The sequence below is a fragment of the Rhizobium laguerreae genome (genome assembly GCF_002008165.1).
GTDB lineage: Bacteria > Pseudomonadota > Alphaproteobacteria > Rhizobiales > Rhizobiaceae > Rhizobium > Rhizobium laguerreae.
In genome coordinates, this window is sequence record NZ_MRDM01000031.1 from 108,790 (window position 1) to 129,046 (window position 20,257).

The following is a 20,257-nucleotide window of genomic DNA, read 5'->3' on the forward strand; positions in this document are numbered from 1 at the left end:
CCTCTGCGAAAATTCCCAGGTAATCGTGGTTTCTCGACGTTAGAATGGTGTATTCTTGTAATAATATCGATTGTAGGATGATAGCGATAACTTTATCGTGTCTTGAATTATCCAATCAGGAAGCCTTGTGAAAGCGGAGACCAGTGAAAAACGAGGATGAGCCGAAAGACAAACGTCTCAAGCCGGGAGATGCTCAAAAGCTGACGATGGCGGAGGTCGCCAAATATGTCGGCGTTTCCGCCATGACCGTTTCGCGTGCCTTTCGCCAGGATGCGAGCGTTTCCGAGGAGACTCGGAAGCGCATCATGGAGGCCGTCGACGCACTCGGCTATGTGCTCGACCTGTCTGCCGGCAGTCTTTCGTCAAGGCGAAGCGGCTTCATCGCCGCCCTGGTGCCCTCGATCAACAATTCGAATTTTTCCGACACTGCGCGGGGCATGACTGATGCACTTGAAAAGACCGGGCTTCAGCTCCTCCTCGGCTATACCGACTATTCGACGGAGAAAGAAGAAGAACTGATCGAGGCGATGCTGCGCCGCCGCCCGGAAGGCATCATCCTGACCGGTGGTTCGCACACGCCGCGCGCACGGCGCATGCTCGCGCAAGCCGACATTCCTGTTGTCGAGACGTGGGAGCTTCCGGAGGATCCGATCAATCAGGTTGTCGGTTTTTCCAACAGCGAGGCGATGGCCCTGCTGGTGCGGACACTTGCCAGTCAGGGATATCGGAAGTTCGGCTATATCGGCGGAACGACGGCGCGCGATACGCGCGGCAGCCAGCGGCGAAGCGGTTTCCAGAGAACAGTCGAAGAACTGGGCCTCGGACCAGGACGGATGATTTCCTTCGGCGTGCCGCCCATCACCATGGAACAGGGCGGCCAGGCGATCGTCAGCCTGCTGGAGCGCTGGCCGGACACGGAAGTGGTTCTTTGCGTCTCCGATCTTTCCGCCTTTGGCGCCATCATGGAATGCACGCGCCGGGGAATGAAGGTTCCAAGGGACATCGCCATTGCCGGTTTCGGCGATTATGAGATCTCGTCCATCTGTCATCCGCGCATCACCACCATCAACGTGGACTGTTATGGCATCGGCCGCCAGGCGGCCGCCCGCCTGCTGGATGCCCTCCATACCGGCGAGGCGACCGGCGATGAGATCACATTAACAGGCTACAAGGTTGTCTTGCGCGAAAGCACGGATCGCAACGGCGCGCCGACCGCTTAAGTACTGCAGCGCCGCGCGTCTTTTTCATATGCGCGGCGCTTTAACATTTTGAATTGTTGTATAATTTTATCCCTAAGCCAATTCCGATTTAAGGGATTATGCAGGAGATCAAAAGGCGATCTGGACTTTCATCGACTTGCTGCGATCACCCGCCAGTTCGAAGGCGGCGACGGCCTCTTCAATCCCAAACACACCCGTCAGCAGTGGCTTCAGATCGACGCGACGCGCGTTGATCAGTTCGACCGCGAGCGCAAATTCCTCGTGAAAACGGAATGTCCCGCGCATCTCGATTTCCTTCGCAACGATCATGTTCTGCGGAATGGAAACATCGCCGCCAAGGCCGAGTTGCACGAGAACGGCGCGGGGCTTAAGCGTCTCCAGGCCGGCGCGCACGGCCCTCTCATTGCCTGACGCCTCGAACATGACATCGAAGTATCCCTTGTCAGCGCTGTAAGCCGCAAGGTCGGCAGTATGCGTGGCAACGTTGATCGTTCGATCGGCGCCGTTGGTGCGGGCAATGGCCAGGACACTGTCCGTCACGTCGGTCGCGACGATCTCACGGGCGCCGAGGACGCGCGCGGCGACGATCGCCAACATCCCAATGGGGCCGCAACCGGTGACCAGCACCCGTTTGCCGAGCAGCGACCCGGCGCGGTTTGCCGCATGCAGCGTCACCGCAAAGGGTTCGGCAAAGGCTGCCTCATGGATGGAAATGCCGTCCGCGACCTTGTGGCATTGCCAACGCTCTGCCACCAGCCGCTGGCGAAAACCGCCCTGAATATGCGGCATCGGCATGGCGCTGCCGTAAAACCGCATGTTCAGGCAGTGGTTTTGCTGTCCCTTCAGGCAATATTGGCAATGGTTGCACGGCCGGCTCGGCGAAACCGCAACACGGTCTCCGACGGCAAGGTCGGCGACGCCGGAGCCGAGCGCCTTGACCGTTCCGGCGATCTCATGGCCGAGGATCATCGGTTCGCGCAGGCGAACGGTGCCGAAACCGCCATGATTGTAATAGTGCAGGTCGGAACCGCAGATGCCGCCGGCTTCGATGGCAATCTCCACCTGCCCGGCGCCCGCAACCTCCGGCTCGCGCTCTTCGATCCTCAGATCCTTGGCAGCATGAATGACGATGGCTTTCATATCGGGACCCTCACACGACGGGAGTTGGAAGCGCGCGACCTGCAAAATGCGCAGCGAGATTGTCTCTGACCAGTTGGCCCATGGCCTTGCGGGTCTCGACAGTGCCAGAGCCGTGATGGGGCTGCAACACGACGTTTTGAAGCGTCAAGAAACGTGCATCGATCCGGGGTTCGTTCAGGAAGACATCAAGGCCCGCAGCCTGAATAGTGCGGTCTTGAAGGGCCGCGATCAGCGCCTCTTCGTCGACGGTCGTCCCGCGCGAAACGTTGATCAAGATGCCGTTCGGACCGAGCGCTCTAAGTACCTCAGCATTGATGATCTTCACAGTCGCCTCCCCACCGGGGACGATGACGATCAGAAAATCGGCCCAAGCGGCAAGCGCGACCAGATCGGGCTCGTAGGTGTAGGCAACATCCTGGTGATCATGGCGGGCGAAATAGGAGATGTCGCAGCCGAAAGCGGCAGCCCTCTTGGCGATCGCCTTGCCGATCCGCCCCATGCCGGCGATCCCCACCTTCTTGCCCGAGACGCGCGTCACCAGCGGCATAGCGACACTGCCCCACTGGCCGGAGCGGACCAAAACATCGGCCTGCGGGATCTGCCTCGCCGTGGCAAGCAGCAGTCCGAGGGCGATATCGGCGACATCTTCGGTCAGCACATCGGGCGTGTTCGTGACGCGAATGCCGTTGGCGCGGGCATAGGACAAGTCGATTGCGTTGGTGCCGACGCCATAACAGGAGACGATTTCCAGATTCGGCAATTGCGCCATCAACTCTGCGGACGCTCCGAGTTCGCCGCGGGTGGCTATGGCGCGGATATCCTTGCCGACCCTGGAAATCAGCTCCTGCCGGTCTGCCGCTTCCCAGAGGCGATGGACGCGGTAGGTCGCCTCCAGATCTACCATGTCCCATTCCGGATAAGCTCCGGCCATCAAGATTTCTACCTCAGGCATTCCGTTTCCATCCCGCATTTTGACAGTTGATTATGTTATCGATAACATATAATTCGGAAAAGGGATGTCAAGTGAGTTTCACCGTCAGCGGCAGTTGAAGCCGTCACCCGCGGCGAAACCGGAGGAGCTATTTGCATGAAGAACTTGTTCGATCTTACCGGACGGCGTGCCCTGATCACCGGCTCGAGCCAGGGGATCGGCTATGCGCTGGCCGAAGGCCTGGCGAAGTATGGCGCCGAAGTCATCATCAACGGCCGCACGCCCGAAAGCGTCAACCGCGCGGTCGAGAGCCTCAAGGACCAAGGCCTGTCTGCCCATGCGGCGATCTTCGACGTGACCAGCAAGGACGCTGCCAAAGCGGGTATCGACGCAATCGAAGCCGATATCGGGCCGCTCGACATCCTGATCAACAATGCCGGCATGCAGTTTCGCACGCCGCTGGAAGATTTCCCGGCGGACAAGTGGGAGCTGCTGCTGACCACCAATATTTCGAGCGTGTTCTACGTCGGCCAGGCAGCGGCCAAACCCATGATCGCCCGGGGACAGGGCAAGATCATCAACATCGCCTCCGTGCAAAGCGAACTGGCGCGCCCCGGCATTGCTCCCTACACCGCGACCAAGGGCGCGGTGCGCAATCTGACCCGCGGCATGTGCGCCGACTGGGCCAAGTACGGCCTGCAGATCAACGCGATTGCGCCGGGCTATTTCAAGACGCCGCTCAACCAGGCGCTCGTCGACAATCCTGAGTTCTCGTCCTGGCTCGAGAAGCGGACGCCGGCCGGGCGCTGGGGCGATGTCGAGGAACTGGTCGGCGCCGCCGTTTTCCTGTCCGGCCGCGGTTCGTCCTTCATTAACGGGCACACGCTTTATGTCGACGGCGGCATCACGACCTGCCTCTGATAGAGGTGAGGCGATGGAACTCGGGAGAAAGGCACCGCCTCTAACGGTCGTCGTCATGGGGGTCAGCGGCTGCGGAAAATCTTCGGTTGGAGAGCATCTCGCCGCTCGAAACGGAGTGCCGTTTATGGAAGGTGACCAACTCCATCCTGCCGGAAATGTTGAGAAGATGGCGCAGGGCATACCGCTTGCTGACGACGACCGCCTGCCCTGGCTCGACCGGATCGGCGAGGAAATAAGGACCGCGCAACAAGTATCGCAAGGGCTGGTGATTTCCTGTTCGGCGCTGACGAGAAGCTATCGGGACAGGTTGAGGCAAGCGGCGGACGGGCATCTCGCCTTTGTTTTTTTGGAGGGATCCCGCGATCTGCTGCTGTCGCGGATGCAGGCCCGTCAGGGCCATTTCATGCCCGCGACTTTGCTCGACAGCCAGTTGCAGACGCTGGAGCCGCCGACCGGTGAAGCTAATGTCGTGACAGTGGCGATCGATAATGCGTTGGATGATATCGTGGCACTGGCTTGCAAGGGACTGAGCGGCATGGCCGTCAAGGGAGGAGATTATCATGCAGGATGACTACAGAGCAGATGTCGCCGTCATCGGTGCCGGCATCATGGGAACGGCGATCGTCACCCGATTGATCGAAACCGGGCATAAGGTATCGGTCTTCGACCTGGATACCGAAAAAGTTGCGGCTTTGCAGGCCAAGGGCGCGCGTCCGGCCGGCTCCGTGGAGGAAGCGGTCTCGCGGTCGGCGTTTTGTGTGCTCAGCCTCAATCACGCAAACATCGTCCGCGCTGTCGTCTTCGGCGAAAAGGGCGTTGCGGCGGCGGCGAATGCCGACAAGGTGCTGATCGATATGTCCTCGATCGACCCGGCCGACACGGCCGACATGGCGACGCGGCTGCGTCGAGAAACCGGCATGACATGGGTGGATTGCCCGCTTTCCGGCGGCGTGCCAGGTGCGCTGAGCGGACGCCTGACGATTATGGCCGGAGGCAGTGCTGAGGATTTCGAACGGGCACGCGTGGTGATGCGGCATCTTGCCGCCAACTACACGCTGATGGGTGTATCCGGCGCGGGGCAGACTACGAAGCTGATCAATCAATTGTTTTGCGCCGTGCTGTTTCAGGCCGTCGCGGAGGCGGTCAAGCTCGCTGAAGCCGGCGGCGTCGATCCGGCCGCCATTCCGGCCGCCCTTGCCGGCGGCAGGGCGGACAGCCGCATATTGCAGGAATTCATGGCGAAATTCGCCGCTCGGGATTTCTCGCCGACAGGCAGAATCGACAATATGTTGAAGGATCTGGATTCGCTTCAGGCGTTTGCGCTGAAGACGAAGACGCCATTGCCGATGACCGGCTCGGTGGTCGAAATTCACCGCCTGCTCTGCACTGCCGGGCTTGGACCGAGGGACTCGGCCGAGATGATGCGCCTTCTCGATGGATTTCAGGCCGACTGACGTCAAACTGTCCGAGAAATTCGAGATCGTCATCTTTCCGCTTGACCATCCATAAATGTTATCGATAACATACACCCATGAAAACCGCAGCTTTGGGAGGAGCCACAGTGGAAGCCAAGAGACTGCTGGAATTCCAGTCGATCACCAAGAGCTTCGGCGGCACGCAAGCGCTGCGTGACGTCTCGATCGATCTGCGCGAGGGTGAAATTCTCGCGCTGCTGGGAGAAAACGGCGCCGGTAAATCGACGCTCATCAAGACGCTTGCGGGCATCTACAAGCCCGATAGCGGCGACATCCTGTTTCGCGGCCAGAGCTACCATCATCGTCCCCCGAAGCCGAACGAGCGGCAGCCGGTTGCCTTCATCCACCAGGATCTCGGTTTGATCGAGTGGATGACGGTCGGCGAGAACATGGGCCTGTCGCAGGGCTTCTCGATGCGTCGCGGCCTCATCGATTGGAACAGGACGCAGGCGCGCGCCAACGAAGCCTTGAAACTGGTCGGTTGCGACTTTGACCCCACGACGCGGGTCTCGGCATTGTCGCGCACCGAAAAGTCGCTTGTCGCCATCGCCCGTGCACTTGCCGTCGAAGCCGACGTGCTGGTGCTCGACGAGCCTACGGCGAGCCTTCCCGCCGATGAAGTCGATCGGCTGTTCAATGCGATCCGTCCGTTGAAGGATCGTGGCGTCGGGATGATCTACGTTTCCCACAGGCTGGACGAAATCTTCCGGATTGCCGATCGGGTCGCGGTTCTGCGCGACGGATGCATGGTGGGACAGAAGCCCGTCAGCGAGACCACCCCCGAGGAGCTGGTGACGATGATCATCGGCCGCAGCGGCGACAGCCTCTTTTCCAAGATGGCGATCACGCCCGGCAAGGCGATCGTTGAGGTCCGCGATCTCGTCTGCGCCGGCACAGGCCCGATATCCTTCGATATCCGCGAGGGCGAGCTTCTGGGACTGGCTGGATTGCGTGGCGCCGGTCAGGAACGGATCGGCCGCGCCCTGTTTGGTTGCGAGCCCTTCAACGGCTCGGTTCTGCTGCATGACGAGGCCCCCGACCTTTCCAGCCCACGAGGGGCAATGGCGTCGGGCATCGGCTTGATTGCCCGTGACCGGACGGAGGAGTCCGTGGCGCTCTCGCTGTCCATTCGGGAAAATACCTACCTTAATCCGGGAGCCGTCGGGCGTGGGCTTTTGTCCTTCCTGTCGCCGCGCGGCGAAGCCGACCTTGCCCATAAGATCGGCCATTCCGTCGGTCTACGGCCGAACGACCCGGATCTGCCGGTGGAGGCCCTGTCGGGCGGCAACCAGCAGAAAGTGGTCGTCGGCCGCTGGCTGGCAACCGGCCGCAAGCTGCTGGTCGCCGAAGATCCGACCGCCGGCGTCGACATCGGGGCGCGTGCCGAAATCTACCGTCTGATCACCCAGGCGCTCGAGGCCGGTCTTGCGGTTGTCGTGGTGTCGACGGACTTCGAGGAAATTGCCCATATCTGCCACCGCGCGCTGGTTTTCTCGCGCGGGAAAATCGTCAGCGAACTGACTGGAAGCGCTCTGACGACGGAGGCGGTCATCACGGCCGCATCCGCATCGGAAGCCGCTTGAGCCATCGGGAGAACAGCCATGCAATCCATTGAATCCACGGCTCTGGAGCCGACCAAGAGCGAAATGGCGGGTCTGTCCACGGGACAGAAGATCGGACGTCTGATCCCGGTTTATGGGCTGGTGATCCTGACCGTCGGCCTGATCGTGATCTTCTCGATCCTTCTGCCGGATACTTTCCCGACCGTGTTGAACGTCCGCTCGATTGTGTCCGACAAGGCGATCATCGCGCTTCTGTCGCTGGCCGCGATGATCCCGATGGCATCGGGTCGCATCGATCTGACCGTCGGCTATGGCATCGTGCTCTGGCACATTCTCGCCATCAGCCTGCAGACGGCTTACGGCCTGCCCTGGCCGGTCGCGGTGGTCATCGTGCTCGCGCTCGGTGTTCTTACCGGCTGCATCAACGGCCTGCTGGTCGAGGTTGCGAAGATCGACAGCTTCATCGCGACGCTCGGCACCGGAACGGTCCTATACGCGCTTGCGCTCTGGCACACCGGCGGCCGGCAGGTGGTCGGCGTCCTGCCTGAGGGTTTCTATGCGCTGAACGGCACGATGCTGTTCGGCCTGCCGATCACCGGCTTCTACGTGCTGCTGATCGCCATCTGCATGTGGATCGTGCTCGAATACCTGCCGATCGGCCGCTATCTCTACGCCATCGGCGCCAATCCGAAGGCTGCGGCCCTCAATGGCATTCCGGTCCGCAAATTCGTGATCGGCGCATTCGTCACCTCGGGGCTGCTCGCGGCTCTGACCGGGGTCCTGCTCGCCTCGAAGCTGCGCATCGGCCAGGCGAGCGTCGGCCTCGAATATCTCCTGCCGGCGCTTGTCGGCGCGTTTCTCGGATCGACGACGATCAAGCCGGGACGGGTGAACGTCTGGGGCACCTTGATCGGCGTCATCATCCTGGCGGTCGGAATATCAGGAATTCAGCAATTCGGCGGGTCGTTCTTCGTCGAACCGCTGTTCAACGGCGTGACCCTGCTGATTGCCATCGGCATCGCAGGTTACGCCCAGCGCAAGCGCGGAGCTGTGAGGAGGATCACACCCGCATCCAAATGAGGATGCCGGCTCATCCCGGCATTTCACAACAAACAAAATGGAGGAGTGAACATGAAGCGCAGAACGTTATTGCAGGCAACGGTCGCAACCGTCGCCGTTATGCTCAGCATGCCAGCATTGGCCGATTCGATGGCCGACGCCAAGGCCATAGTCGAAAAGTATGCTTCCAAGGTGAGCGCCTGGGATGGCCCGACGAGCGGCCCCAAGGGCGCTGCCGGAAAGAACATCGTCATTCTTGCCGGTGATATGAAAAACGGCGGCATCCTCGGCGTGGTCAATGGCGTTCAGGAAGCGGCAGGCGCGCTCGGCTGGACGGTGAAGGCACTTGACGGCGCCGGTTCGATCGGCGGCCGGACCGCGGCGTTCGGCCAGGCCATGGCGCTGAAGCCGGATGGCATCATCATCAACGGCTTTGACGCGGTCGAGCAGAAGCCGGCGATGGAAGCGGCCAAGGCTGCCGGCATTCCGATGGTTTCCTGGCACGCTGCCTCGGCGGTCGGTCCGGTTCCCGAAGTCGGCGTCTTCGCAAACGTGACCACCGATGCGATGGAAGTGTCGAAGTCTGCGGCGGACTGGGCTTTCGCCGATGCCGCCGGCAAGCCGGGCGTCATCATCTTCACCGACTCCACCTATGCGATCGCGATTGCCAAGGCCGATCGCATGAAGAAGGAGATCGAGGATCTCGGCGGTACGGTGCTCGAATATGTCGACACGCCGATCGCGGAAACCTCCCAGCGCATGCCGCAGCTGACCACATCGCTTCTGCAGAAGTATGGTGCGAAGTGGACGCATTCGCTGGCGATCAACGACCTCTATTATGACTTCATGGGACCTTCGCTCGCCTCGGCCGGCATTGCCGGCGACGGAAAACCGGTAAACGTCGCAGCCGGCGACGGTTCGGAGAGCGCCTACCAGCGCATCCGTGCCAAGCAGTTCCAGGCCGTCACGGTCGCCGAGCCGCTCAACCTCCAGGGCTGGCAGCTCGTCGACGAACTAAACCGCGCCTTTGCGGGCGCCCCATGGTCGGGCTACGTGTCGCCGCTGCATGTGGTGACCAGCCAGAACGTCGAGTTTGACGGTGGGCCGAAGAACAGCTTCGACCCCGACAACGGTTATCGCGATCAATACAAGAAAATCTGGGGCAAATAACCCTCTCAGTCAGGGCGTATCGATCGATATGCCCTGACCTCCTGACAACATACCAACATCGATCCAGCTCCGGCGAGTTTTGGAAAAGAGAACCTATGATCATTCGTTATGCTTTGTTTGAAGGCGAAATCCATCCCGGCAGAGAAGCGGAATTCCGCGAATTCGTGCGGCAGCGGCTCGTCCCTCTCTGGACGAAATTTCCGGGCGCCGAGGAAATCCGGGTGCTGGATGGAATGGAGCGCGACGAAGGCGCCCCGATCTATGCCATGGCGCTCGCCATTCGTTATCCCGATATGGATACGGTGAACGCGGCACTTCTCTCCGATGTGCGGTCGCAGAGCCGCGAGGTCACCGGCGAACTCCTGCAGCTCTTTACCGGCAAGGTGCACCATCACGTATTCGCGGCCAACGAATATGCACCGTATATTGCCTGACATAAGGCGATCCCGACGTCCGTGACGGCTTGGGCGACTGCTTCGGTCCGCTGCCCGGCTTAAACAAAAGTAAGGGTTTGAACAAAGACCCGGAAAGCGCCCGCGGACGAGCCTCCCGGGCGCTTTTTCACGTCTGGTGCGCCGAGCATCCTCGGGCGCGCCGGATGCGATCGTTCCGGTTGCCCGACTTTTGAGGACAATTTTCCCTCAGCGCCACTTTCATTAAACTAAATAGTCTATCGAATTAGTGGATTATATTCCATCTTACCGTGCATCGCTCCTGCAATCAGCAATCCGAAACGGGAAGATCGACGATGCCATTGGCAAAGACATTCAAAATTGCGTTGTTCAGTCTGCTTGGTCTCAGTGCCATTCACGGTCCGGCGGCAGCCCAGGCAGACGCTCCCCTGCTTCCCAAAGTGCCGCCGGGCACGGTGCTGACGATCGGCGATCCGGTCACGCAGAAAGCGCTCGAAGTGTCCGGCCTGGGCAAGGAGCTCAGTTTCGAGGTCAAATGGGCCAATATCAGCGGCGGGCCGCAGACGTCGGAAGCTTTCCGCGCCCATGCACTCGATGTCGGGTCGGTGGCCGAGATCCCTTCGATCTTCGCCAACTGGAACAATCTGCCCGTCCGCAACATCGCCTATCGCGAACGCCGTGACCCGATCGCCAATCCCATCTACCGCTTCGGCATCGCGCCAGGCGCGGCCGTCAAGACGCTCGCGGACTTCCGCGGCAAGCGCATCGCCTTCAGCCCGGGTCAGGCACAGGGCACGCTCGTTCTACGCGCGCTGCACGCGGCAGGTCTGGATAGCGGTGACGTCACCCTGGTGGAACTGCCGAGCACCAGTGACGTCTACCCGAAGGCATTGGCCAGCAAGCAGGTCGACATCGCGCCGCTCGGCGGCGTCTACATCAGGCGCTATATCACCCAATACGGGCCTGATGGCGCGACCCTCGTGGAACATGGCCTGCGCGATGATCCGAGCCATCTGTATGCGCCGCAATGGGTTCTGGACGATCCGGCCAAGGCGGCAGCTCTCGCCGAATATGTTGGTCTGTGGGTACGCGCCACCGAATGGGTGAACCGGAACCCGGACCTCTGGATCAAGGAATATTACGTTGGCCAGCAGGGATTGAGCCAGGAGGACGGGGAATATCTCGTCAAGCTGACCGGCGAACAGGTCGTTCCCAGCGATTGGAGCGAAGTGAAGAAGCGCCACCAGGAGACCATCGACCTGCTGGCAGGCGAGCTTGGCTACAAACCCCTCAATGTGGAGCAGATTTTCGACAATCGTTTCGAAAAGCTTGGCGCCGCGGCTTTGGCCAAGAGCCAGTAACGTTCGACACCCCTTCGGAGAGGAGATTTGAAGCATGGCAACCACTTGGGATGCAGATGAGGCGAAACTGTCGCGGTCGTCCGGCGGTAGAATTGCGCATGCAGGTTCACGCGCGACAAGGCCGGTTGGCCCTGCTAGCTTTGCTGGCTCTGCTGGTTTAGCCGGCCCCCGCGCCCGGCGCAGGCTCGGTCCCGGACCCGCGATACCTTTCGGGTTGCAGATCGGGCCGGTATTGCTCGTCTTGACCTGGGTCGTCGGTTCTGCGCTCGGATGGATTGACCCGCGGATCCTGTCGGCGCCGTGGACGGTGGTCGAGGCCTTCGTAAGGCTGATAGAGCAGGGTCGCCTGCAGGATAATTTCGTGACGTCGGCGACGCGCGCCCTGCTCGGCCTCAGCATCGGATTGCTGATCGGTACGGTCCTCGCCGTTATCGCCGGTCTTTCCCGGATCGGCGAAGCCCTGATCGACGGGCCGGTCCAGATCAAGCGTGCGATACCGACGCTGGCCCTGATCCCCTTGCTGATCCTGTGGTTCGGCATCGGCGAGAGCATGAAGGTTACGACCATCGCGCTTGCCGTGATCGTGCCGATTTATATCCACACCCACAATGCGCTCCGCAGCATCGACAGCCGTTATGTCGAACTGGCCGAAACACTGCGGATGAGCCAGAAGGACTTCATCCTTCAGGTCGTGCTGCCGGGCGCCTTGCCGGGTTTCCTTCTGGGTCTGCGGTTTGCCGTCACCCTCTGCTGGGTTTCCCTCGTCGTGGTTGAGCAGATCAACGCCACCAGTGGGCTCGGTTATATGATCGATCTTGCCCGAAATTACGGGCAGACCGACGTCATTCTCGTCGGCCTGGTGGTCTATGTGCTGCTCGGTCTCGTCTCGGACGGTCTCGTCCGCCTCATCGAACAGAGGGCCCTCTCATGGCGCCGCACCCTGGCAAACTGAAGCCCGCAACCAAGGCCGTCCACGTGCGAGACCTCGCACGGCGGTTTGCGACGAAGACGATCCTCGACGGCGTCGATCTCGATATTGAGGAAGGCGAGTTCGTCGCTCTGCTTGGCCGCAGTGGCTCCGGCAAAAGCACGTTCCTCAGAGCTCTTGCCGGTCTCGATCATGGTGTCGAGGGAACCGGTACCCTCGAGACGCCGGAGAGCCTTTCGGTGGTTTTCCAGGACGCCCGCCTGCTGCCCTGGCGCACCGTCATCCAGAACGTCACGCTCGGCTTGACCGGCGCCTCCGGCCAGGAAGCCGGACGGAAGGCTTTGGCGGAAGTCGGACTTGCAGGCCGGGAAACGGCGTGGCCGAACCAGCTTTCGGGTGGCGAGCAACAGAGGGTCGCGCTTGCCCGTTCGCTAGTGCGCGAGCCGGCCCTGCTTCTCGCAGATGAGCCGTTCGGCGCGCTCGACGCGCTGACCCGGCTGAAAATGCACGATCTGCTGCGGGAGTTGTGCGCAAGACACCGTCCTGCCGTGCTGCTCGTCACCCACGACGTCGATGAGGCGATTTCGCTGGCGGACCGGATACTGGTCCTCGACGAAGGGCGCCTCATCGAGGATCTCAAGATCGATCTGCCGACGCCGCGCGATCACGGCGATCCGCGCTTTGCGCAATTCCGAATCCGCCTCCTCAGCCGGCTCGGGGTCGAGCTTCCGGGCCGCAAGGCCGCCTGACATCAGCAACAGTTCAATTTGATTCTAGGGATAAGCCAATGTGCACATCGAAACGGCAAATGCGGCTTGGCGCTTTCATCATGGCCACCGGCCATCATATCGCCGCCTGGCGCCATCCGGAGGCGCAGGCCGATGCCGGCCTCAATATCGATCATTACCGCGAACTCGCGCAGACCGCCGAACGCGGCAAATTCGATCTCGTCTTCGTCGCCGACAGCCCGGCGGGATGGGACCGCGCCAAGGACCACGAAGCGCTTCGTCGCACTGCCCAGGGCGCCCATTTCGAGCCGCTGACCCTCTGGGCGGCCCTCTCCCAGGTGACCAAACATATCGGCTTCGTCGCCACGGCATCGACGACCTACGAGGACCCCTACCTTCTCGCCCGCAGGTTTGCGTCGCTGGACTATATCTCCAAGGGTCGTGCGGCATGGAACGTCGTCACGACAGGTGCGGATGTTTCGAAGAATTTTTCAATCGCAGGCCATCCCGCCCATGCCGATCGTTATGAGCGAGCCGAGGAATTCGTCGACCTGGTGAAGGGACTGTGGGATTCTTACGAAGACGACGCCTTCATCCGCGACAAGGAAAGCGGGGTCTATCTCGATCCCGACAAGGTGCATCTCGTCGATCACAAAGGCAAGTTCTTCTCGGTGGCGGGTCCCCTCAACGTCGGCCGCCCGGTTCAGGGCTACCCTGTTATCGTGCAGGCCGGCGCATCGGAACCGGGACGCGAACTTGCCGCCCGCACGGCCGAGATGATCTTTACCGCCAACCAGACCTTCGAGGATGCGCAGGAATTCTATTCCGACGTCAAGGGGCGGCTCGCCCGCTATGGACGCCGGCCGGACGAACTGCTGATCAGTCCCGGCATATTCCCGGTTCTCGGCGGGACGGAAGCGGAAGCCCAGGCGAATTACGACCATATCCAATCGCTGGTTCATCCCTCCATCGCCTGGAATATCCTTGCCCGCCACTACAAGGGCATCGACCTTTCCGGCTACTCGCTAGATGATCCCGCCCCTCCCCTGCCTGAAAATACCGAACTCAACAAAAGCCGCCTCAAGCTGGTCTCCGATCTGGTATCGCGCAACAATCTGACGCTGCGCCAGTTTTATCTGGCGGTCGCCACCGCCCGTGGCCATCGGACGGTTGTGGGAACACCCGAGCAGATCGCCGATGCGATGCAGAGCTGGTTCGAGAACGGTGCTGCCGACGCCTTCAACATCATGCCGCCGATCCTGCCCACCGCCTTGACCGATTTCGTCGATCAGGTCGTCCCGATCCTGCGCAAGCGCGGCCTGTTCCGGCACGAATACGAAGGCACGACGCTGCGGGAAAACCTTGGCCTCCAACGCCCGCCGAATGGCTTTGTGGTTCAGGCGCGGCAGCAGCAGGTGCAGGCGGTCGTATGATCTCTTGAGGGGCTTTCCTCCCCTCGTCTTGTTCCAATCACACACAGAACCGCAGCATCGCATGAGCAATAATTCCGAATTTCTCTGGTATATTCCGAACGACGTCAAAGCCGGCCATCGCGGCGATTCCGCCGTCGAGAACCACAACAGCCTGGATACGCTGACCAGCCACGCAAGGGCGCTGGAGGAACATGGCTGGAAGGGCGCGCTTATCGGTACCGGTTGGGGCCGCCCCGACACGTTTACCGTCGCGGCCTCGCTCGCCGCCCGAACGACTACCTTCGAACCGCTCATTGCGATCCGTCCCGGCTATTGGCGACCGGCGAATTTCGCTTCCGCGGCGGCGACGCTGGACCATCTGACCGGCGGCCGCGTGCGGATCAACGTCGTATCGGGCAAGGACAACTTGCCCGCCTACGGCGACAGCGAGGGCGATCAGGCACACCGCTATGCCAGGACCAAGGAGTTTATGCGGCTGGTCCGCAGATTGTGGACCGAAGAAAACGTCACATCCGCGGGCGAGAACTTCCGGGTCGCTGAATCCACCGTGGTGCCGCGCATCCAGGTCCGCGACGACCGTCGGCACCCCAAATTCTATTTTGGCGGCGCTTCGCAGGCGGCCGAACGGGTGGCCGCGACCGAGGCCGATGTCCAGCTCTTCTGGGGTGAGCCGCTCGACGGCGTCCGCGAACGGATTGCGCGGCTCAAGGCGTTGAGCCGGGAGCTGGACCGCGACCTCCCGCCGCTGGAATTCGGACTGCGAATAACGACGCTGGTCCGCGACACCACCGAACAGGCCTGGGCCGATGCCGAGGCGAAGGTCGCCGAGATGGCGAGAAGCAAGGGCAGCGGCTGGCATGATCACCAACGGGCGCTCGCCGTCGGCCAGCAGCGGCTGCTCGATCTGCATGAGCGCGGCGAAGTCCTCGACGACAACCTCTATACCGCGCCGGGCAAATTCGGCGGCGGCGGCGCCGGCACCACCTGGCTGGTCGGCTCGGCGGAGGACGTCGCCCGCTCGCTGCGCAAATACCAGGATCTCGGCGTCACCCAGTTTGTGCTGTCCGACACGCCCTATCTCTCCGAAATCAAACGGCAAGGCGATCAGCTTCTTCCGCTGCTGCGCGGCTGAAACCGGAGCAGCGGCGCTCCGGTACCGCCGCTGCAATTCATGCCTATTGGCGAGGCCGTTCAGAGCGGCGCGCAGTTCGCGGGCAAGCCGCCGAACCTTGTTGTTTGGGCGAGATGGGAGATTTCGCAACCACGGGGAGAGCGCTCGTCCAATCGCCCATCCGAAAAGCGCAAATGCTATCCAGATAGAGCGCCATAGCTTGCTCCGTCGGCTCCGTTTACACTCTCTAAAATATATTACTCTAATTTTTTAGGTATCGGGCCGACGTTCTTGAGAACTGTCACCTCCGCCATGATGGCGGGCCAGGCACCCGAATTTCGCATGAAATCGGCTTTTATTGCTTTGACGGATGTCCCGTATCTCAAGCGCGATTCCGGGCACAGGGTGCCCGTCGGCTGCCGAGACATTCTTCCAACAAAGCTCACCGCGGGGGAGAGTGCATATGAAGAATATCATGAGTTTCGGGGTTGTGGCGCGCTTGGCGCTTGGCTTCGGCGTTCTCCTCTTGCTGATGGTCGGCTTGACCATCTATTCGACGGAAGAAGTTGCGCAGATCAACGATAAACTTGGAGCGATCAACGACGTCAATAGCGTGAAGCAGCGGTTTGCCATCAACTATCGCGGCAGCGTCCATGATCGGGCGATTGCCATCCGTGACGTCACTCTGGTGACCTCTCCCGATGAACGGAAGACGGCCGAGGCATTGATCGAAAAGCTGGCAGCCTCTTACGCCGAGAATGAAAAGCGCATGGCGGATATGGTTGCATCTCCGGCCGGTGCGACGGAACAGGAAAAGACCATCCTCGGCGAGATCGCAGACATCCAGGCGAAGACCAATCCATTGGTCGCCCAGATCATTGCGCTGCAGGAGAAGGGCGACGGCGAGGCCGCCCGCAAGATCCTGCTCGAACAGGCGCGGCCGGCCTTCGTTGCCTGGCTCGGCGCCATTAACAAATTCATCGACTATCAGGAAGCGCTGAACAAATCGATCGGCGGCGAGGTTCGCAGCATGGCAAGCGGCTTCAAGCCATTCGCCCTGACCGCGCTTGGCATTGCGGCCGTTCTTTCACTCGTTGCCGCCGCCGTGACCGCACGCACGATCGTCGGCCCGCTGGCGAAACTTCAGCTTTCGCTGAAAGCAATGGCCGACGGTAATCTCGACGGCGATCGCCGCCTCGAAGAGCGCGGCGATGAGATCGGCAAGCTCGCACGGGCGGTGGCCGGGCTGCGCGACGCAATTTCGGCAAAGGCAGAACGGGAAGCCGACGCGGAGGCGAAGCGCGCCGTGTCGGAGCGGCATCGGCTCGAGCAGGATGCCGATGAACGCCGCACCCTTGCCGAGCAGACGGACAAGGCTGTCGGCCAGCTTGGCGATGCGCTGCAGGCGCTGGCTGACGGCGACCTTACACAGCAGATAGGCACTCCGTTCATTCCCTCCTTGGAAAAGCTCAGAGCCGACTTCAATTCTGCGGTCGAAAAGCTCCGTGCCGCCATGCAGAAGGTTGCGCAGAACGCCAGCGCCATCGCCGCCGGTGCACAGGAGATCCGCTCCGCCTCGGACGATCTCGCCAAGCGGACCGAACAGCAGGCAGCCTCGGTCGAGGAAACCGCCGCTGCCCTGGAAGAAATTACGACCACCGTTGCCGACTCGAGCAACAAGGCTCAGGAAGCCGGCCAGCTCGTTCGCAAGACGAAGGACAGTGCCGAACGCTCGGGCAGCGTCGTTCGGGATGCGGTCGATGCCATGGGCAAGATCGAATCCTCCGCCACCGAAATCGGCAGCATCATCGGTGTCATCGATGAAATCGCCTTCCAGACCAATCTGCTGGCGCTGAATGCCGGTGTCGAAGCCGCACGTGCGGGTGAGGCTGGCAAGGGCTTTGCGGTCGTGGCTCAGGAAGTGCGGGAATTGGCGCAACGTTCCGCCAAGGCGGCCAAGGAAATCAAGGAACTCATCAACGCTTCGAACGGTCACGTCAAAAGCGGTGTGGCCCTGGTTGGCGAGACCGGAAAGGCGCTCAAGGAGATTGCCGAGCAGGTGCAGCAGGTCGACGGCAATGTGGGCGCCATCGTCGGCGCTTCGCAAGAGCAGGCGACGGGATTGAAAGAGATCAATACCGCCGTCAACAGGATGGATCAGGGAACGCAGCAGAACGCCGCCATGGTGGAAGAAGCCACAGCGGCGGCCCACAACCTCGCAAAGGAAGCCGATGCGCTGTTCCAGCTGCTGGGCCAGTTCAACATTGGCGGAGTGGTGGCACCGAAGCGCGTAGCGCAGCCGGCTGCCGCGGCGCCGCATGCTCAACCGGCGCCCTCGCCTGCGCGCCAGATGATTGCCAAAGTGGGCAAATCGTTCCAGACGAACGGGAATGCAGCAGTGGCCGGTGATTGGGAAGAGTTTTAAGGCGCCCTGATCTCTTTCCAGCCTCCGCTGAGAAAGCAAAAGCGGCATAATTTTGTGAAGGGCAGCGTTTGCTGCCCTTCGCATTTTCGGCCCAAAGAAGGTGAGCATGATGTTGTCCGAAAGCCGCTCACACTTTTCGGCATCATGCTCTAGTCCAGGGGCACGAACAGGCCGAGCTTGACGTCCCGCAGCACGACATTCGTGTGCATGCGACGGATCTGCGGATTGTCAGCCATGATCAAGGCAGCGATGTCGTCATAATGCTCGACGTCGCGGGCGGTGACGATCGCGATTAGATCGACCGCACCTGTGACGTAATAGACCTGCTGTATGTGATCCTGCTTCTCCGCCCAGAGGCGGAACTTCGCCAACGCGTCGTAATTGTCCCGCTCGATCTCCATTCCGACGATGAACACCATCGCTGTGCCCGTCGCCTTGCGGTCGACGACGGCCACTTCCGCCTTGATGATCCCGTCCTCGCGCAGCCGCTTCAACCGCCTCTGCACGGCCGAGACCGACAGTCCAATCCGTTCGGCGATTGTTTCGGCCTTCAGCTGGCAGTCGCGCTGAACGATATCGAGAATGTCACGGTCAAAACGATCCAGCTGTTCCATTGTTCAATCCTAGTTCTCGCCGCAGCAACTCGCGCATTCTGCCGTACTTGCCGCACGAAGAAGATTATTTTGCATAAAATATGCAGAATAGATGAAAACTGCGCGAAAAAACCGCGTTATTTTATCATTATCCTTCGCAAACTCAATTCACCCGGAACCATGCATGCCAGATCAACCCTTTCCTGCTCTTCGCGTCGAAGATCTCCATAAAAGCTTCGGCTCGCAACAGGTTCTCAAGGGTATCTCGGCGCAGGCCGAGAAGTCCGACGTGATTTCGATCATCGGCTCGTCGGGCTCCGGCAAGAGCACCTTTCTCAGATGCATCAATTTCCTGGAAACGCCGGATCGTGGCCGCATCGCCGTGAACGGCGAGGAAATCGCGCTGAAGATGGGGCGGGGCGGCCGGCTGCAGCCGCGCAGTTGGCGGCAGATCGAACGGATACGGACCGGACTTGGGATGGTCTTCCAGAGTTTCAATCTCTGGGCTCATCGGACGGTGCTGGAAAACGTCATCGAGGCGCCGGTGTACGTCATGGGCATTTCGCGGCGCGAGGCGATCGAAAAGGCCGAGGCCCTGCTCCACAAGGTCGGGCTTTTCGACAAGCGCCATGCCTATCCCGCCTTCCTCTCCGGCGGTCAACAACAGCGCGCGGCGATTGCCAGGGCGCTGTGCGTCGACCCTGCTGTCATGCTGTTCGACGAGCCGACATCGGCGCTTGATCCGGAGCTGGTCGGCGAGGTGCTGAAGGTCATCCGCGATCTCGCGGAAGAAGGCCGGACCATGCTGATCGTCACGCACGAAATGCGCTTTGCCCGCGATGTCTCGAGCCGTGTTCTGTTCCTGCATCAGGGACGGATCGAGGAGGAAGGCCCGCCGGAGCAGATATTCGGCGCGCCCGTCAGCGCCCGCTGCCGGGAGTTCACCGGTCTCAGCGCCCATTGATGCGCACCCTATCCTCGACAATACAAACCAGGAGAATCCTGCGAATGAAACTGCTCCCCACGCTTTTCGCCGGCGCGGCACTCGTGCTTTCTGCCGTCACCGCACAGGCCGAAGTCCGCTTCGGCGTCATGAACGAATCCTATCCGCCTTTCTTCGCCAAGGACGCCTCCGGCCAATGGCAGGGATGGGAAATCGACCTGATGAACGCTGTGTGCGAGGAGATCAAGGAGAAATGCTCGATCGTCGAGATTTCCTGGGATGGTCTCATTCCGGCTCTCCAGAGCAAGAAGTTCGATGTGATCTGGTCTTCGATGTCGAACACCGCGGAACGTTCGAAGGTGATCGACTTCACCGACAAATATTACAACACGCCGAGCACCTTGATCGGTCCCAAGGACCAGAAACCCGGTGCTACCGCCGAGGACGTGAAAGGCAAGACCATCGGCATCCAGGTGTCGACGATCCAGTCGGAATATTACAAGAAGTATTTCGCTGAAGCCGCGGAGGAAAAGACCTACCAGACGCTCGACGAGGCGTTCCAGGATCTCGCCTCCGGCCGTATCGACTATGTTTTCGGCGATTCACTGGCGCTTGACGCTTTCCTGAAAAGTGATGGTGGTAAGGATTGCTGCGCCAAGATGGGCGACGTCGCCGACGACAAGGAAATTCTCGGCGCCGGCGTTTCGGGCGGCCTGCGCAAGGAAGACACGGAGCTGAAGGCCAAGCTGAACACGGCGATCGCTGCCGTCCGTGCCAGTGGCCAGTATGACGCCATCAACAAGAAATACTTCGATTTCGACATCTACGGCGCAAAGTAAGCAGC

Annotated in this window: 19 protein-coding genes; 16 read left to right on the forward strand and 3 right to left on the reverse strand. The window is 60.9% G+C overall.

Annotated features, from left to right (window positions below; all coding sequences use genetic code 11):
- Window positions 1-143: 143 nt before the first annotated feature.
- Window positions 144-1,220, forward strand: coding sequence for a LacI family DNA-binding transcriptional regulator (locus tag BS630_RS33075; RefSeq protein WP_077980837.1), 1,077 nt, complete (start codon window positions 144-146; stop codon window positions 1,218-1,220).
- Window positions 1,221-1,328: 108 nt separating this feature from the next.
- Here the strand turns inward: BS630_RS33075 and BS630_RS33080 are convergent, their stop codons facing one another.
- Both BS630_RS33080 and BS630_RS33085 read right to left on the reverse strand, forming a co-directional pair.
- Window positions 1,329-2,360 (reverse strand): L-idonate 5-dehydrogenase, encoded by a 1,032-nt coding sequence (locus tag BS630_RS33080; protein WP_077980838.1) that lies wholly within the window; start codon window positions 2,358-2,360, stop codon window positions 1,329-1,331.
- A 10-nt stretch (window positions 2,361-2,370) separates the two neighbouring features.
- Window positions 2,371-3,312 (reverse strand): 2-hydroxyacid dehydrogenase, encoded by a 942-nt coding sequence (locus BS630_RS33085; RefSeq protein WP_077980839.1) that lies wholly within the window; start codon window positions 3,310-3,312, stop codon window positions 2,371-2,373.
- 135 nt (window positions 3,313-3,447) lie between these two features.
- Between BS630_RS33085 and BS630_RS33090 the strand changes: the two genes are divergently transcribed.
- The 13 genes from BS630_RS33090 to BS630_RS33150 all read left to right on the forward strand — a co-directional run bounded on the left by BS630_RS33090 (window position 3,448) and on the right by BS630_RS33150 (window position 17,877).
- Window positions 3,448-4,212, forward strand: coding sequence for an SDR family oxidoreductase (locus tag BS630_RS33090; protein WP_077980840.1), 765 nt, complete (start codon window positions 3,448-3,450; stop codon window positions 4,210-4,212).
- Between the two features lie 13 nt (window positions 4,213-4,225).
- On the forward strand, window positions 4,226-4,783 hold the full coding sequence (locus tag BS630_RS33095) for a gluconokinase (protein ID WP_077980841.1): 558 nt from the start codon (window positions 4,226-4,228) through the stop codon (window positions 4,781-4,783).
- Window positions 4,773-5,666 (forward strand): NAD(P)-dependent oxidoreductase, encoded by an 894-nt coding sequence (locus tag BS630_RS33100; protein ID WP_077980842.1) that lies wholly within the window; start codon window positions 4,773-4,775, stop codon window positions 5,664-5,666. The genes BS630_RS33095 and BS630_RS33100 overlap by 11 nt, the downstream gene beginning before the upstream one ends.
- A 107-nt stretch (window positions 5,667-5,773) precedes the next feature.
- Window positions 5,774-7,270, forward strand: a complete 1,497-nt coding sequence (locus tag BS630_RS33105; RefSeq protein ID WP_077980843.1) for a sugar ABC transporter ATP-binding protein — start codon at window positions 5,774-5,776, stop codon at window positions 7,268-7,270.
- A gap of 18 nt (window positions 7,271-7,288) precedes the next feature.
- Entirely contained in the window at window positions 7,289-8,329 is a 1,041-nt protein-coding gene (locus BS630_RS33110) for an ABC transporter permease (protein WP_077980844.1), read from the forward strand.
- A gap of 51 nt (window positions 8,330-8,380) precedes the next feature.
- Window positions 8,381-9,478, forward strand: a complete 1,098-nt coding sequence (locus BS630_RS33115) for an ABC transporter substrate-binding protein (RefSeq protein WP_003538466.1) — start codon at window positions 8,381-8,383, stop codon at window positions 9,476-9,478.
- A 95-nt stretch (window positions 9,479-9,573) separates the two neighbouring features.
- The gene (locus BS630_RS33120) at window positions 9,574-9,912 is read left to right on the forward strand and encodes a hypothetical protein (RefSeq protein ID WP_077980845.1); all 339 of its coding nucleotides are present in this window, start codon (window positions 9,574-9,576) and stop codon (window positions 9,910-9,912) included.
- Window positions 9,913-10,226: 314 nt separating this feature from the next.
- Window positions 10,227-11,252, forward strand: a complete 1,026-nt coding sequence (locus BS630_RS33125) for an ABC transporter substrate-binding protein (protein ID WP_077980846.1) — start codon at window positions 10,227-10,229, stop codon at window positions 11,250-11,252.
- A gap of 34 nt (window positions 11,253-11,286) precedes the next feature.
- Entirely contained in the window at window positions 11,287-12,204 is a 918-nt protein-coding gene (locus BS630_RS33130; protein WP_077980847.1) for an ABC transporter permease, read from the forward strand.
- Window positions 12,180-12,929, forward strand: a complete 750-nt coding sequence (locus BS630_RS33135; protein ID WP_077980848.1) for an ABC transporter ATP-binding protein — start codon at window positions 12,180-12,182, stop codon at window positions 12,927-12,929. Before BS630_RS33130 ends, BS630_RS33135 begins: the two co-directional genes overlap by 25 nt.
- 38 nt (window positions 12,930-12,967) lie before the next feature.
- Window positions 12,968-14,341, forward strand: a complete 1,374-nt coding sequence (locus tag BS630_RS33140; RefSeq protein ID WP_077980849.1) for an LLM class flavin-dependent oxidoreductase — start codon at window positions 12,968-12,970, stop codon at window positions 14,339-14,341.
- A 61-nt stretch (window positions 14,342-14,402) separates the two neighbouring features.
- A complete protein-coding gene (locus tag BS630_RS33145; protein ID WP_077980850.1) occupies window positions 14,403-15,473 on the forward strand; it encodes an LLM class flavin-dependent oxidoreductase in 1,071 nt (356 codons plus the stop codon).
- Between the two features lie 442 nt (window positions 15,474-15,915).
- Entirely contained in the window at window positions 15,916-17,877 is a 1,962-nt protein-coding gene (locus BS630_RS33150) for a methyl-accepting chemotaxis protein (protein WP_077980851.1), read from the forward strand.
- Between the two features lie 149 nt (window positions 17,878-18,026).
- Here BS630_RS33150 and BS630_RS33155 read toward each other — a convergent pair whose 3' ends face one another.
- On the reverse strand, window positions 18,027-18,491 hold the full coding sequence (locus BS630_RS33155) for an Lrp/AsnC family transcriptional regulator (RefSeq protein WP_025398278.1): 465 nt from the start codon (window positions 18,489-18,491) through the stop codon (window positions 18,027-18,029).
- A gap of 163 nt (window positions 18,492-18,654) precedes the next feature.
- On the opposite strand from BS630_RS33155, the gene BS630_RS33160 reads away from it, so the two are divergent.
- Both BS630_RS33160 and BS630_RS33165 read left to right on the forward strand, forming a co-directional pair.
- The gene (locus BS630_RS33160; protein ID WP_077980852.1) at window positions 18,655-19,434 is read left to right on the forward strand and encodes an ABC transporter ATP-binding protein; all 780 of its coding nucleotides are present in this window, start codon (window positions 18,655-18,657) and stop codon (window positions 19,432-19,434) included.
- A 44-nt stretch (window positions 19,435-19,478) separates the two neighbouring features.
- Window positions 19,479-20,252: a transporter substrate-binding domain-containing protein gene (locus tag BS630_RS33165; RefSeq protein ID WP_077980853.1), complete on the forward strand. Its 774-nt coding sequence runs from the start codon at window positions 19,479-19,481 to the stop codon at window positions 20,250-20,252.
- The last annotated feature ends 5 nt before the right edge of the window (window positions 20,253-20,257 follow it).

Bases quoted from the DNA above. Each gene is read 5' to 3' on its own strand.
- BS630_RS33085 (WP_077980839.1), bottom strand. From the start codon at position 3,312: ATGCCTGAGGTAGAAATCTTGATGGCCGGAGCTTATCCGGAATGGGAC.
- BS630_RS33165 (WP_077980853.1), top strand. From the start codon at position 19,479: ATGAAACTGCTCCCCACGCTTTTCGCCGGCGCGGCACTCGTGCTTTCT.
- BS630_RS33125 (WP_077980846.1), top strand. From the start codon at position 10,227: ATGCCATTGGCAAAGACATTCAAAATTGCGTTGTTCAGTCTGCTTGGT.
- BS630_RS33115 (WP_003538466.1), top strand. From the start codon at position 8,381: ATGAAGCGCAGAACGTTATTGCAGGCAACGGTCGCAACCGTCGCCGTT.
- BS630_RS33095 (WP_077980841.1), top strand. From the start codon at position 4,226: ATGGAACTCGGGAGAAAGGCACCGCCTCTAACGGTCGTCGTCATGGGG.
- BS630_RS33090 (WP_077980840.1), top strand. From the start codon at position 3,448: ATGAAGAACTTGTTCGATCTTACCGGACGGCGTGCCCTGATCACCGGC.
- BS630_RS33145 (WP_077980850.1), top strand. From the start codon at position 14,403: ATGAGCAATAATTCCGAATTTCTCTGGTATATTCCGAACGACGTCAAA.
- BS630_RS33120 (WP_077980845.1), top strand. From the start codon at position 9,574: ATGATCATTCGTTATGCTTTGTTTGAAGGCGAAATCCATCCCGGCAGA.
- BS630_RS33110 (WP_077980844.1), top strand. From the start codon at position 7,289: ATGCAATCCATTGAATCCACGGCTCTGGAGCCGACCAAGAGCGAAATG.
- BS630_RS33150 (WP_077980851.1), top strand. From the start codon at position 15,916: ATGAAGAATATCATGAGTTTCGGGGTTGTGGCGCGCTTGGCGCTTGGC.
- BS630_RS33155 (WP_025398278.1), bottom strand. From the start codon at position 18,491: ATGGAACAGCTGGATCGTTTTGACCGTGACATTCTCGATATCGTTCAG.
- BS630_RS33135 (WP_077980848.1), top strand. From the start codon at position 12,180: ATGGCGCCGCACCCTGGCAAACTGAAGCCCGCAACCAAGGCCGTCCAC.
- BS630_RS33160 (WP_077980852.1), top strand. From the start codon at position 18,655: ATGCCAGATCAACCCTTTCCTGCTCTTCGCGTCGAAGATCTCCATAAA.
- BS630_RS33080 (WP_077980838.1), bottom strand. From the start codon at position 2,360: ATGAAAGCCATCGTCATTCATGCTGCCAAGGATCTGAGGATCGAAGAG.
- BS630_RS33100 (WP_077980842.1), top strand. From the start codon at position 4,773: ATGCAGGATGACTACAGAGCAGATGTCGCCGTCATCGGTGCCGGCATC.
- BS630_RS33140 (WP_077980849.1), top strand. From the start codon at position 12,968: ATGTGCACATCGAAACGGCAAATGCGGCTTGGCGCTTTCATCATGGCC.
- BS630_RS33130 (WP_077980847.1), top strand. From the start codon at position 11,287: ATGGCAACCACTTGGGATGCAGATGAGGCGAAACTGTCGCGGTCGTCC.